This is a genomic window from Arthrobacter sp. CAU 1506 (genome assembly GCF_005047635.1).
Taxonomy (GTDB): domain Bacteria; phylum Actinomycetota; class Actinomycetes; order Actinomycetales; family Micrococcaceae; genus Crystallibacter.
In genome coordinates this window covers 103,096-116,323 of the sequence record NZ_SUKC01000007.1, presented here as the reverse complement: position 1 = coordinate 116,323, position 13,228 = coordinate 103,096, and the positions used below count along the sequence as shown (strand labels likewise).

Here is a 13,228-nt window from a genome sequence, read left to right as displayed (position 1 = left end):
CAGGGGCGGTCAGCGCACCGTCAGCAGGCGGCGGGGGTTGTCCACCAGGATGGTCTGCGCGTCATCGTCGCTCAGGCCCTGGCCCTTGAGGAAGGGCACAAAGGTTGCCAGCACGTGGCTGTACGGCAGGTTGTACTCCGGCAGTCCCTTGGCGACGCCGATGGAGTTGCCGGAAAGAATGATCTTGTCCGCATGGCCGGCCTTGACGAGTTCAAGCACCAGATCGGCCCGCTCGCGGTCGGTCAGGTAGGCCTCGTCGTCGTCCAGGCCCACGTGGTCGATGCCGACGAAGGCTCCGCGGCCTGCGACCTCGAGGGCGAACTTGGCGGCGTCCTTGCGGTCCACATCCCCGACGAGCACGCGGTCCGCGCCGATCTGCTCGTCGAGGACCACGTCCAGGTCGTGCAGGACGTCGGCGCCGAAGCGGATGGAGACCGGCACGCCGGTGTTCTTGGCCGAGCGGGCGGAGCCGCGGAACAGGCTTTCCTCGGTGGGAGTCATGCCGGAGCGGTCGGCCGTGGTGGTGACGATCCCGGCGGCGGCGCGGCGTTCAACCCGGGGGACCACCATGCCTTCGGTGACCTCCTTGCCGAAGAGGTCCTCGAACTTCTCGGCCGGCCACGGCGTGGGCGGGTTGGTCTGCGGCGTCAGGAAGTAGCCGCCGAGTTCTTCCTCCGGGCCCAGGCCGGTGGAGGCAATGATGTGCACCCCGGTGGAGCGGGACAGTGCCTCGTAGAGCTTGAGGTCGCGGCCGTGGAACATGCCGGTGCTGTCCACGATGGTCTTGCCGCCCTTGTCGCGGAAGTCGGCGAGTTTCGCGGCCAAGGCCTCGAAGATCTCGGCCCGGTCCATGGAAATGTCCGGGGCGTACTGCGCGCCCGGCAGGACGGAGAGCAGTGCTTCGTGGACCGCGACCACGCCCAGCTCGTGAGCAGGAACAGGGCCAAGGACCGTGTTGACGGTTTCGGGGGTGGAAGTCGTTGTATCCGTCATCGGCACAACCTTTCGTTGTACGTCACGCCGGGGCGTCACGCGCTGGGAAGGATCATGCACCGCGACCTCTGGATGGATTCCTCGCCGAACTCGGTGCAGGCGTCGGTAATCGAAGGAAACGAGCACCGGCCGGATGGCTGCCGGCGGCCCGAACATGTGACCCCGATTACCTGTAAACTAGGTTTACACGATGTCGGGTGAAAGTCAATGCCATTACCGACCGGTTGTTCTGGGGCCGTCAGGGGGTGCTGGCGCAGGCCGATTGCCCGGACCGAAGTGTCCCCCCCAGCGAGCCCAGGGCGGCGCTTGTGAACGCTGTTTCGCAGTGGACCCGTCACCGGGCTATTCGCCGGGTGCTTGTGTTCGGCTGTCATAGGATCGGTTTGCGGCATCGCTCAAGCTGCGACCGTCGCCCCACCGACGTCGGCTAAAAGGGAGACCGCCATGACTGCGAGTTCGATCATCGAGTACATCGACCAGTACGACGGTGACGTACGAAATCGGCTGTTGTCCGTGTACGAATTGATCCGGACGGCTGTGCCTGATGAGGCGGAAGAATCGATCAGTTGGCGTATGCCGACCTTCAAACTCGGCACTGAGCCGTTGTTCTTCTTCACCGGAACGAAGCGCCACATCGGGTTCTATCCGACCCCAGACGCGATCGCGCATTTCTCCGCAGAGCTGGCTGACTTTGGAACCACCGAGCACCTGATCCAGTTGCGCCATGACGCCCCGCTCCCGACCGAGCTCATGCGCGAGATCATCGCGTGGCGGCTACAGCAGCTGCCTTCGGGCAAGGTGTGAGTCGGTCGCCTCGGCGCACCGCACCGCTCCGCCACCGGAGTCGGTCGCCTCGGCGCACCGCACCGCTCCGCCGCCGGGCACACCCGAGGCCGCCGTCGGAGAGCTACTGAGTAAACCGGTACTTGAAGTTTTCGGCGTGGTGCAGGGCCGTGCGCCAGCCGATGGGACGGCCGCCCGCGGTCCGGAAGACCGTGTCGATGACCAGCAGCGGGCTTCCCACGCTGACGCCCAAGGTGGCGGCGTTATCGGCGGTCGCCGCCGTCGCCCACGCCTCGTGTTCCGACCGACCCAGCGTGATGCCGTAGCCATGTTCCAGCAGTTCGAAAGCCGAGCCGCTCTCTTCCAGTTCCTGCACCGTGGGGTTGAAGTCGCGCGGCGCGCGAATGTACACGGTCGCCTCGGCCAGCGGCGCGCCCTCGACCGAAATCAGGCGGGTGAAATGCAGGAGCCTCTCGTGTTCGTCGATGCCCAGCAGTTGGCCGACTTCGGCGGGCGGTTCCACCCATTTAGGGGCGGAGACTTTCGACGACGGATGCATCCCGCTTTCCACCAGGAACTGGTAAAAACGTCCGGACTGGACATCGGCCGGCCTATGCACCCGGAGACCCCTGGCCGGGAAGGTCCCTTTGCCTTGCTTCCGGTAGACGTACCCGTCGCTGGTTAGCTCCATGAGTGCTTGCCTGATGGGGGCGCGGCTGACCTCGAACCGGCTGAGCAGTTGCGCCTCCGTCATCGGCTTCTGCGGATCCGCCACTCCGTCCGCGATCTCCCGGCGCAGGATCTCCTTGATCTGCCGGTACAGCGGGACCCCGGACGAGAAGTCGAGTTCGCCAGACGCCATCGGTGGTCGGTCCTCCAGTTCAGGTGATGATCACATCAACCCTATGTGCTGGAACAGCCGAACGGCGGCAACTGTGCGGGCAGGCGCGGGCGGGCGGTAGGTCTATTTGGTCAACGAGCGGCGGGCCTCGGGCAACTCCAGCTTCTTTTCGCCCTTGAGCGCGCCGTCCATGGTTTCCTTCCAAACGGGTGCGGCCACTTCGGAGCCGGTCAGGTCTTCGTAGGTCTTGCCGTAGGCCGTGAGTTTGGTGAGCGGGTGCTGCGCCCCACCGCGGGGATCCCCGAGCCAGACGGCAGCCATGAGCTGCGGCGTGCCGCCGACAATCCAGTTCGCTGCGAAGTCGTTGGTGGTCCCGGTTTTGGCCCCGGCCTCCCGGTTGCCCGCGAGTTCGATCCGCGGTCCCAGGGTTCCCCTCGGGTTGAAAGGTTCCTGGAGCACATTCGCCACGGTGTCCGCGACGGCGGGCTTGATGGCGCGATGGCAGTCGGGGTCCGGAACGGGCAGCTTCTTTTTGGTGTCGGTAGCGACTGCCTTAATCACCATGACCGGTTTGCAGACCGTGCCGTTGCTCATGAAGGCGGCATAGGCGCTGGCCATTTGCAGCGGCGTCACTTCGTAGGCACCGAGCGCAAGGGAGCCCTCCCTGCCGCTCAGCTTGTCGGGGTCGATGGAGGTGATGCCGAGCTTGTTGGCCATCTTGGCCGCGTTGATGACACCGACACGCTCGATGAGTTTGATGAAATAGATGTTCACCGAGGCGCGGACGGCTTGGCGGGCGTTGATGACTCCGTAGTCGACGTTGTCGTAGTTGATGTAGCCGCCCTTCGGGTTGTCCAGTTTCTTCGAGCGGTAGGGGCCGTCGGCACGGAACTTGGTGGAGGTGTGAATGCCCTGCGTGAGCGCGGTGGCGAGCACGATCGGCTTCATGGCCGACCCGACTTGGAACGCGTTGCGAACGTAGACCACCTGGGTCTTGCCTTTGCCCTTGCCCCATTCGCGGTTCTGCGCGATGGCGACTACATGGCCGGTTCCCGGCTGCACGACGGCGGTGCCCAAGGCCCCGCGATTGCCATTGCCCAGCGCCTTCTCCACGGCTTTTTGTGCTGCGTTGGCAGCCTTCCGGTCCAACGCGGTGGTCAGGGTCAGCCCGCCCAAGTTGAAGCGCTGCTCGCGGATTTTTGCGGTTTTCCCGAAGGCCGGGTTGGAGAGTATTTCTTCCCGGACTGCCTCACAGTAGAACGGATACTTGGACCCGCCGCAGCCGGAGGGCTCGGAACCGCGTTTTACCCCTAGTGGTGCCTTGCGGGCGGCCTGCGCCTGGTCCGCCGACAACACCCCCCTGCTTTCCAGCACCTCCAGTACGGTGTTGCGCCGTTCGGTGGCGGCCTCGGGGTGGGTGAAGGGGTCGAAGGCGGTCGGCGCCTTGAGCAGCCCCACCAGCAGGGCCGATTGTTCATAGTTGAGTTCCGACGCCGACCTGCTGAAGTAGTAGCGGGCAGCGGCCTCCACCCCATAGGCGCGGTTCCCGAAATAGACCGCGTTCATGTAGCGCAGCAGGATCTCATCTTTGGGCAACTGTTTTTCCAGCGCGACGGCGTACTTCATTTCGCGGATCTTGGCGTTGTAGGTGTCGCCGACCGCAACCTTGTCTTCCTCCGCGTTCCGCGCATGGTTGACCAGGATGTTCTGGACCAGTTGCTGGGTGAGGGTGGAAGCGCCTTGGACGTCAGTGCTGGTGATGTTGTGGAACAGGGCCCGGGTGATGCCCAGAGGGTCCACCCCGCCGTGTTCGTAGAAGCGGGCGTCCTCGGTGCTGACCAGGGTCTTCTTGAAGGCCTCCGATACCTGGTCCAGCTGAACATCAACCCGGTTCTCGCTGTAGAAGCGGGCGAATTCCTTGCCGTCCTTGTCCAGCAGGACGGTGCGCTGCGCCAACGGGCGGTCCACCGGCAGATCGGTCGGCAGGGTTTGCCACATGTCGAGGACGGAATTTCCGACGGCGGACACTCCCACCGCCGCGGGCGCGACGAGTGCCCCCGCGGCAAAGGCGGCCACCGCCACACTCACCAGCCACAGGTCCAGGCGGCGGCGCCGGCGCTTCTTCTTCGGGCGCCGGGCAGTCTCCATCAGGTCGTCGAACTCGACCTCTTCAGGCCTGTTGCGTCGAAAGGGCCACATGATCCGTTGTGCGAAAACCGGCCGACGGATCCGGGCGAAATCCTCCGGCGGAGCGTCGGGCACGCAGACCCCGACGCCGGCGGTTCCCGCACCCCTCCTTCCCGACAGACGGAGCAGTATAGAAAAGGGTAGAAGCTCCAACGGCGCTGCGGTAGAGGTTTTGGGCACCGGATTTGCGGCGTCAACCTGGCCAGCCTGAGGCCAGCCACATGTCGACGAAAGCCGGTCGACAACGGGCCCGGGCGCCGCCGTCGTGCTTCCGCAGAAGCTACGAAAGGCGGGGAATCGTCGTTGTCCGACGATGCCCCGCCTTCCGACGGACAGTGGCTAGGCCCGGGCCGAGCCTGCCGCCGCCGTTGTTGCATCGCTGGCCTGGCGGCCGCGGATGAGGTCAGCGCAGCGCTCGCCAATCATCATCACGGTGAGGTTCGGGTTGACGGTCACGTGCTCGGGCATTATCGAAGCATCGGCAACCCGCAGGCCGGTGACGCCCTTGACCCGAAGCTCGGAGTCCAGCGGCGACATGGTGTCCTCCACCGGGCCCATCCGCACCGTGCCGACCGGGTGGTAGACGGTGTTGTGCGTCTTCCGGATGTAGTCCTGCAGCTCCTCGTCGGTCTGCGTCTCGATGCCCGGGGACAGTTCCCGCCCGGCCCACTCCGCCATGGCGGGCTGGGCGGCGATTTCGCGGGCCTTGCGGATGCCGGCCACCATCACGCGCATGTCGTGGCCCTCCGGGTCGGTGAAGTACCGGGGGTCGACCATCGGCTTGTCGCGGAAGTCGCGGCTGCGCAGCCGCACGGTGCCGCGCGATCGGGCGTGCGTGACGTTCGGGGTGAGGCTGAAGCCGTTTTCCGTGGTGGGGTAGCCGTGCCGCAGCGTGTTCATGTCGAACGGCACCGAACCGTAGTGCATCATCAGGTCCGGACGGTCCAGGCCATCCTCGGTGGGCGTGAAGATGCCGATCTCCCACCACTGGGTGGATTCGGTAACCATCGGCTGCTTGGCCTCGAACTGGACCACGCCCTCCGGGTGGTCCTGCAGGTGCTCGCCGACGCCGGGGGAGTCGACCAGCACGTCGATGCCGTGCTCGGCCAGATGCGCGGCCGGGCCGATACCGGAGAGCATCAGCAGCTTCGGCGAGTCGATCGCGCCGGTAGACAGCACCACTTCGCGCCGGGCGGACAGCCGGTAGGTCCGGCCGAAGGCGGCGTCCACAACGTCGACGCCGGTGCAGCGCTTGTCCGCGTCGAACACCAGCTGGCGGGCGCGCAGCCCGGTCAGCAGGGTGAAGTTCTCGCGCTCGATGATCGGGTGGATGTAGGACACCGAGCTGGAGGAGCGGGTGCCGTCGGCCCGGCGGTTGATCTGGAAGAAGTTGGCGCCCTTGACCACGGTGGTGCCGTCGTTGAACGTGGCGCGCGGGATGCCGGCCTGCTCGCAGGCGTCCAGCAGCGCCACACCGGTGGGGTCGGCCGGCGGGACGTTCATCACGTGCACCGGGCCGGAGTCGCCGTGGTGCGGGGCAGCCGGGCCGGCGTCCTCGTTGGTCTCAAGCCGCTGGTACAGCGGCCAAGCGGCCTCGGCGTTCCAGCCGGCGGCGCCGTGCTTGGACTCCCACTCGTCCAGGTCCTCGCGCGGGGCCCAGAACGCGATGCACGAGTTGTGGCTGGAGCAGCCGCCCATCACCTTCGCCCGGGAGTGGCGCATGAAGGAGTTACCGTTTTCCTGCGGCTCGATCGGGTAGTCCCAGTCGTAGCCGGATTCGAGCAGTTCCATCCAGCGGTCCAGCTGCAGCACCTCGGGCACGCCGCGGTCGTCCGGGCCGGCCTCGACCAGGGCCACGGACACGGCCGGATCCTCGCTCAGCCGGGCGGCGACGGCGGCGCCGGCGGATCCGCCGCCCACGACGATGTAGTCGAACTCGCGGTCCACCAGGTTGTCGATGTTGTCGATGTGCATTCAGCTCTCCTTGCCGTGGTCAGCGAACCAGCCGGTCACCTGCGGGCTGGTGTTCTGGTAGATGTGCTTGGCCTCTTGGTACTCGGCCAGGCCGGTGGGGCCGAGTTCGCGGCCGACGCCGGACTGGCCGAAGCCGCCCCATTCGGCCTGCGGGAGGTAGGGGTGGAAGTCGTTGATCCAGACGGTGCCGTGCCGCAGCCGGCCGGCCACCCGCTGGGCCTTGCCGGCGTCCTGCGTCCAGACCGCGCCGGCCAGCCCGTAGACTGTGTCGTTCGCGGTGGCCACGGCCTCGTCCTCGGTGCGGAACGTCTCCACGGTCACCACCGGGCCGAAGGCCTCGTCCACGACGACGGACATGCCGCGCTCGACGCGGTCCAGCACGGTCGGCAGGTAGTAGAAACCGTCGTCGTACTCGGCGCCTTCCGGGGCGGCGCCGCCGCAGCGCAGCCGCGCGCCTTCCTGCACGCCGCGCCGGACGTAGTTGTCCACCTTCTCCCGGTGCGCGGCCGAGATCAGCGGTCCGGTCTCCGCGGCCTCGTCGAACGGGCCGCCCAAGCGAATGCCCTCGGCGCGGCGGACCAGCTCGTCGACGAACCGCTCGGCGATGGACTCCTCGACCACCAGCCGCGCCCCGGCGGAGCAGACCTGCCCGGAGTGCACAAAGGCCGCGTTCAGCGCATTGTCGACGGCCGCGTCAAAGTCGGCGTCGGCGAACACCACGTTGGGGTTCTTGCCGCCCAGTTCCAGCGCCACCTTCTTCACGGTGCCGGCGGCGGCCGCCGCGACCACCCGGCCGGTCACCAGCCCGCCGGTGAAGGAGACCAGATCGACGTCGGGGTGCTCGGAGAGCGGTGCGCCTGCTTCCGCGCCGGTTCCGGTCACCAGGTTGGCAACACCATCCGGCAGGCCCAGGTCCTGGAGCAACTGCATGGTCAGGATGGCCGTGGATGGGGTGAGCTCGGCGGGCTTCAGCACAAACGTGCAGCCGGCCGCCAGCGCGGGCGCGATCTTCCACGCCGCCTGCAGCAACGGGTAGTTCCAGGGCGTGATCATGCCGCAGACGCCCACCGGCTCGTGCACAATGCGGCTGACGACGGCGGGGTCGCCGGCGTCGACCATCCGGCCGGCCTGCTGGCCGGCGAGCTTGCCGAAGTAGTCGAAGCAGGCGGCGATGTCGTCCATGTCCAGCCGGCTTTCGACCAGCCGCTTGCCGGTGTCCAGCGACTCGGCGCGGGCGAATTCCTCGCGGCGCTCACGCAGCCCGGCCGCGACCTTCAGCAGGAAGTCGCCGCGCTCGGGCGCCGGGACGGACGCCCAGACGCCGGAGTCGAACGCGGTGCGGGCCGCAGCGATGGCGCGTTCGGCGTCCTCCCGGCCGGCCTCGGACACTGTGGCGACCAGCTGGCCGTCGGCGGGGTTGCGGATTTCGCGCACCGCGCCGGACGCGGCCGGCTCCCAAGCGCCGTTGATGAACAAGGTGGAGGCGGTGTTGGTCATGGTGTCTCCTTCGGAAGTGCGGCGACGGGTTCGTCAACCGTGTCGTAATCGGTGTCCCAGTCCGCCTTGGCTGGGACGCTTTCGGCGGCCGTGGTGTACGGCAGGGTGGCGCGGTGCTGGTGCAGGAACTCAAGGTGCACCTCGTAGTGGTCCAGCACGTCGGCGATGACTTCGTCCTTGCTGTACCCCATCAGGTCGTAGCCGTGGCTGCCCTCCAGCGAGAACACTTCGATCCGGTAGTACTTCCCGGCGGCAGCGGAGGAGCGGGCGTAGGACGGCACGTCGTTCTGCACCGGGAAGACCTGGTACTTGAAGGTCCGTTCGCCGTCGAGCTCCACACAAAAGTCCACCGAATCGATGCCAAATGCTTCGACGGTATGGGTCTCGATCGTGGCCTCCATGCCGCGGTTGGCGAGGTCGCGGCGCACATCGGAGAGCGCCGGAACCGCCACCTCGGACACAAAGCGCTGGGCCTGGCGACGGCCCGGGTAGTTCATCGCCCGGGCCAGGCGCTGGCGCCAGCCGCGGCGGCCGTCCGCGCCGGCCGGCACGTTGGTGCGGGAGTTGAGCACTGCGTGCAGCCCGGCCTGGTAGCTGTCCGCCAGGGCGGTCTCCAGTCGCAGGGCCTTGTATAGGCCCAGCATGATGAACACCAGCACCACCGAGAACGGCAGGCCCATGATCACAGTGGCGCTCTGCAGCGTGGGCACCCCGCCCACCAGCAGCATGCCAAGGGTTAGCAGTCCGGTGGCGACGGACCAGAAGACGCGCAGCCACTTGGGGCCGTCCGAATCGGCGTCCTTGAGGTAGGAAGTGAAGTTGCTCATCACCAGAGCGCCCGAATCGGCGCTGGTGACGTAGAACAGCAGCCCCGTGAAGGTGGCGATCGCGGCGCTGAGCGGGGCCATCGGATACTGCTCCAATAGGCCGTAGAACGCGCGTTCGGGCTGGCTCATGGCCACCTCGCCGAAGGCCGCGTTTCCGCCGGCCACAATCTCCAGGGCACTGTTGCCGAAGATCGAGATCCACAGCAGGATGAACGCGAACGGCACCACCAGCACGCCCACGATGAACTCGCGCAGCGTGCGCCCCCGGGAGATGCGCGCCAGGAACAGGCCCACGAACGGTGCCCAGGCAATCCACCAGGCCCAGAAGAACAGCGTCCAGCCGTTGAGCCAGTCATCCGGCCGGTCGTAGGCGAACGTGTCCAGCGCCATCGACGGGAAACGGGAGAGCGTGTCACCGATGTTGGTCACGATCCCGTCCAGCAGGAAACGCGTGGAACCGGTGATCAGAACAAAGATCATCAGGGAGATGGCCAGGATGACGTTGAGTTCGGAGAGCCGGCGGATGCCCTTCTCAACCCCGGTGAGCACCGAGATGGTCGCCATCACCACGGCCACGGCGATCAGCGCGATCTGCACCACCGTGTTCTCCGGGATGCCGAACTGGAAGCTCAGACCGAAGTTCAGCTGCGCGACGCCGATGCCCAGACTGGTCGCAATGCCGAAGATGGTGCCCAGCATGGCGGCGATATCGACGGCGTGGCCCAGCGGACCATGGATCCGCTTGCCGAGGATCGGGTAGAGCGCCGAGCGGATGCTCAGCGGCAGGTTGTGGCGGAAGGCGAAGTAACCCAGTGCCATGCCCATCAGGGCGTAGAGGCCCCAGCCGAGAATGCCGTAGTGGAAGAGCGTCCAGACCACGGCTTGCCGTGCGGCCTCCACAGTGGAACCGTCGCCGGTGGGCGGTGCCAGATACTGGGTCACCGGCTCCGCCACCGAGAAGAACATCAGGTCGATGCCGATGCCGGCGGCGAAGAGCATCGCCGTCCAGGTAAAGAGGTTGAACGCGGGACGCGAATGGTCCGGCCCCAGCCGGGTCTTGCCCACCCGGGAGACGGCCACGAAGAGCACGAAGACGAGGACGGAGACGACAATCAGCGAATACCACCAGCCGAAGGTGGAGCCCACCCAGGCCACGGCGGAACCGATGACGGCGTCCGCCGACTCCCGGTCGATGATGGCCCACAGGGCGATGCCCAGCACACCGACTGCGGAGCCGATGAAGACGGTCTTGTTGACTCTGGTGCGCTGCTCGGGTTCGGGCGGAACGTCGCCGGCGGGCGGGACAGGGGTCTGCGCTTCGGGTCGAGCCTCCCGTGTGTCGGGTCCGGGCGCGGCGGGCTTGGGCGGCGTGCTCATATCGGTCTCGTACCTCACATGATGGTTGTGCTGGTCGCGGTCTCGCTGGGTTGCCACGGCCTCTCGGGGCCAACCTTCGACGCTAGCAACGGAACGAATTTCGACGCCTGCGCGCGTGTAGCACACCAATAAAGTGAGCAAGCTCACCAGTTTTCATGAGGGGTATCACCCGCGGCGGGCTTGACGGTGGTCCCCCGCAGGAGTGACGATGTCGGGCGCGCAGGGGGAAGCTGGCGCAATTCCGGGCCTCTGCAGCCGCATTTTGCGTTACCGTGAGGGCATGCCAGAGATGCCGGAAGTGCAGGGGCTCGTTGACTTCCTGCGGTCGAAGCTGCTGCCGCCGGAGGGGCCTGCGGCCCGGATCGCGGACGTTGAGGTGCTGTCCTTCGCCGTGTTAAAAACGGCGGATGTTCCGCTGGAAGCGTTGGGCAGCCAACCGGTGTCGGACCTGGCACGCCGGGGCAAATTCATCATCATCACGGCCGGCAACGCGCACCTGGTGATGCACATGGCCAAGGCCGGCTGGCTCCGCTGGTCCGATGCGCTGAAGCCGGGACGGCTGCGGCCGGGCAAGGGAGCCATGGCGCTGCGGGTGCGCTTCGCGGCCGACGGCGAGGAGGCGCCCGGCTTCGACCTGACCGAGGCGGGAACCAAGAAATCGCTGGCGGTCTACGTGGTCAAAGATCCGCTCGATGTGCCGGGCATTGCCCGGCTGGGGCCTGACGCACTCGACGTCGATGCCCCGGCTTTCGCGCAGATGCTCGCCTCGCACAGCGGGCAGATCAAGGGACTGCTGCGCGACCAGTCGGCCATCGCCGGCATCGGCAACGCGTACAGCGACGAAATCCTGCACGCCGCCAAGCTCTCCCCGTTTGCCAACGCCGCGAAGCTCGACCCCGAAGACGTGGACCGGCTGTATTGGGCGATGCACCGGGTGCTTGAATCGGCGATCAAGCAAGCCTCCGGCCGCCCGGCAAAAGAACTCAAGGACTCCAAGCGCAATGCCATGCACGTGCACGGCCGTACCGGCGAACCCTGCCCCGTCTGCGGCGACACCGTCCACGAAGTGTCCTTCGCCGACTCATCGCTCCAGTACTGCCCGACCTGCCAGACCGGCGGCAAGCTGCTGGCCGACCGCCGCATGTCCAAGTTCCTCAAGTAAGGCGAGTACCGGGCCGATAAGTCGGCGATGACGGCCGCGGATTGCGCTCCTGCGCATGGCTTGTGATCTGGCGCGCACTGTCTCCGCTAACCCCTTCTCCGTTCACTTTGGGCCGCCATATCGTTGCCGTGGTGGCGATCACAGCAGATCCGCCCGTCGATCCTCGGCCGCCTCAAACGAACACGGTGCGGCCGTAGGTGTCTCATTTCAAAGGCGATGGACACTTGAAGAACGGACAGTAAACATGACCAAGCTCTCTCCTACAGAATTGAAGCGCCGTGAGCGTGTCCGCGGCGGCATGCTGATGGCACTGGCGCTGCCGGCTGTCCTCGCTCTGGCAGCTTGCGGCGGCGGCGGATCTTCCAGCGCTGGTGGCAATGCAGGCGCGGCGGACGCAATCGCAGAAGCCAGTTGCGGCGACGTACCCGTGGTTGAACCGAATGATCCAGAAGGGCTGCTTAAGGACCTCCCAGAGGACGTGCGCGCGGCGTTCAACGGTTGGCCTGACAAGGTTGAGGCGAGCGCGTGGGCCGGGCTTAAATCTAAGGTGGCAGAGGGTCCCGTCACGGTTGGCTATCTGCAGCAGGACTCGGGGAGTCCTGTAGCCGCTGCGTTGAGCACTGAGATCAAGCGCTTGGCCAAAGACTCGAAGGCTGCCGGAGACATCGCTGACCTGCTGATCGAGACACCGGGAGGTGCCGGCGGAGAGGTGACGGCGGCCGACCAGGTGCGCGCGTTCGAGCAACTGGTCCGCAAGGGCGCAGACATCATCATTGCCCAGCCTCTGTCGGGCGAAGCCCTCGTTGGGGCGGTGAATTCCGCTGGCGAAAAGGGAATCCCCACTGTGACATTCACTGGATACGTTGCTTCACCGTACGCCCTCAACATCAGTCCGAACGGCTTCGACAGCGTTGCCCAGACTGTGGCGCGTGGTGTTGAGATGATCGGCGGCAAGGGCAACATGCTCATCGTCCAGGGCATTGAGGGCATGACGGTCAACACCACGTCCGTGGCCACCGCGCAACAGGTGGTGGAGTCCTGCGATGAGATCGAGATTGTGGGCAGCCCCGCCGGGAACTTCAGCGACCCGGGCGCAAAATCGGGAGTGATGAGCTTCCTGGCGTCGCATCCGGAAGACATCGATTTGGTGTACCAGGTAGCGTCCATGGGCGCCGGAACTTTCGCCGGCTTCGATGATGCCGGCCGTGATCAAATGCCGGTGATTCTCGACAACCTGCCCACTGCAGCCTCGCTCGCCTGGTGGGACCAGCTGAGTTCCGATGGGTATGAAGGCTTGGCTGTCCCGGGCACCGGCACCCAGTTCGGCGAAGCGCTGTGGGAGGTGGCACTTCGCACCATGAAGGGCGAAGGCCCGAAGATCAACCAAATCGCTCTTGAAACCCAGTTCATCACGAACGAGAACATCGACGACTACGCAGTGCCAGGCGCGTCGACCACCTCGGCGGAAGAAACCAAGACGGTCGGTTCACTGCTTCCCGCGGAATACCTTAACGGTTACTTCACCAACCCCGGCAAGTAGTAGACCCAGGGCCGGTGCGGATCTGGCTGCCGCCTCGGCGGCTGGCC

The 13,228-nt window shown here is 66.3% G+C and carries 9 protein-coding genes; 3 read left to right on the top strand and 6 right to left on the bottom strand.

The features are described from left to right. Positions 1-9: 9 nt before the first annotated feature. Complete coding sequence (locus E4J89_RS10000; protein ID WP_136785987.1) at positions 10-993, bottom strand: phosphotriesterase; 984 nt, start codon at positions 991-993, stop codon at positions 10-12. A 444-nt stretch (positions 994-1,437) separates the two neighbouring features. On the opposite strand from E4J89_RS10000, the gene E4J89_RS09995 reads away from it, so the two are divergent. Then, entirely contained in the window at positions 1,438-1,797 is a 360-nt protein-coding gene (locus E4J89_RS09995) for a DUF1801 domain-containing protein (protein WP_136785986.1), read from the top strand. Between the two features lie 103 nt (positions 1,798-1,900). Here the strand turns inward: E4J89_RS09995 and E4J89_RS09990 are convergent, their stop codons facing one another. The 5 genes from E4J89_RS09990 to betT all read right to left on the bottom strand — a co-directional run bounded on the left by E4J89_RS09990 (position 1,901) and on the right by betT (position 10,479). After that, the gene (locus E4J89_RS09990) at positions 1,901-2,638 is read right to left on the bottom strand and encodes a GntR family transcriptional regulator (protein WP_136785985.1); all 738 of its coding nucleotides are present in this window, start codon (positions 2,636-2,638) and stop codon (positions 1,901-1,903) included. A gap of 102 nt (positions 2,639-2,740) precedes the next feature. After that, positions 2,741-4,879 carry a transglycosylase domain-containing protein gene (locus tag E4J89_RS09985; RefSeq protein ID WP_240691833.1) on the bottom strand — a complete coding sequence of 713 codons (2,139 nt, stop codon included), beginning with the start codon at positions 4,877-4,879 and terminating at the stop codon, positions 2,741-2,743. Positions 4,880-5,143: 264 nt separating this feature from the next. After that, complete coding sequence (locus E4J89_RS09980) at positions 5,144-6,778, bottom strand: GMC oxidoreductase (RefSeq protein WP_136785984.1); 1,635 nt, start codon at positions 6,776-6,778, stop codon at positions 5,144-5,146. Continuing rightward, positions 6,779-8,275 carry an aldehyde dehydrogenase family protein gene (locus tag E4J89_RS09975; protein WP_136785983.1) on the bottom strand — a complete coding sequence of 499 codons (1,497 nt, stop codon included), beginning with the start codon at positions 8,273-8,275 and terminating at the stop codon, positions 6,779-6,781. After that, entirely contained in the window at positions 8,272-10,479 is a 2,208-nt protein-coding gene (gene betT / locus E4J89_RS09970) for a choline BCCT transporter BetT (protein WP_136785982.1), read from the bottom strand. The genes E4J89_RS09975 and betT overlap by 4 nt, the downstream gene beginning before the upstream one ends. 280 nt (positions 10,480-10,759) lie before the next feature. On the opposite strand from betT, the gene E4J89_RS09965 reads away from it, so the two are divergent. Next, on the top strand, positions 10,760-11,641 hold the full coding sequence (locus tag E4J89_RS09965; RefSeq protein WP_136785981.1) for a DNA-formamidopyrimidine glycosylase family protein: 882 nt from the start codon (positions 10,760-10,762) through the stop codon (positions 11,639-11,641). A gap of 244 nt (positions 11,642-11,885) precedes the next feature. Next, positions 11,886-13,181 (top strand): substrate-binding domain-containing protein, encoded by a 1,296-nt coding sequence (locus E4J89_RS09960; protein ID WP_169303963.1) that lies wholly within the window; start codon positions 11,886-11,888, stop codon positions 13,179-13,181. Positions 13,182-13,228: the final 47 nt, after the last annotated feature.

What these genes read in the sequence shown, in the direction of transcription:
- E4J89_RS10000 (WP_136785987.1), bottom strand. Translation starts at nt 993, where the DNA reads ATGACGGATACAACGACTTCCACCCCCGAAACCGTCAACACGGTCCTT.
- E4J89_RS09965 (WP_136785981.1), top strand. Translation starts at nt 10,760, where the DNA reads ATGCCAGAGATGCCGGAAGTGCAGGGGCTCGTTGACTTCCTGCGGTCG.
- E4J89_RS09990 (WP_136785985.1), bottom strand. Translation starts at nt 2,638, where the DNA reads ATGGCGTCTGGCGAACTCGACTTCTCGTCCGGGGTCCCGCTGTACCGG.
- E4J89_RS09975 (WP_136785983.1), bottom strand. Translation starts at nt 8,275, where the DNA reads ATGACCAACACCGCCTCCACCTTGTTCATCAACGGCGCTTGGGAGCCG.
- betT (WP_136785982.1), bottom strand. Translation starts at nt 10,479, where the DNA reads ATGAGCACGCCGCCCAAGCCCGCCGCGCCCGGACCCGACACACGGGAG.
- E4J89_RS09960 (WP_169303963.1), top strand. Translation starts at nt 11,886, where the DNA reads ATGACCAAGCTCTCTCCTACAGAATTGAAGCGCCGTGAGCGTGTCCGC.
- E4J89_RS09980 (WP_136785984.1), bottom strand. Translation starts at nt 6,778, where the DNA reads ATGCACATCGACAACATCGACAACCTGGTGGACCGCGAGTTCGACTAC.
- E4J89_RS09995 (WP_136785986.1), top strand. Translation starts at nt 1,438, where the DNA reads ATGACTGCGAGTTCGATCATCGAGTACATCGACCAGTACGACGGTGAC.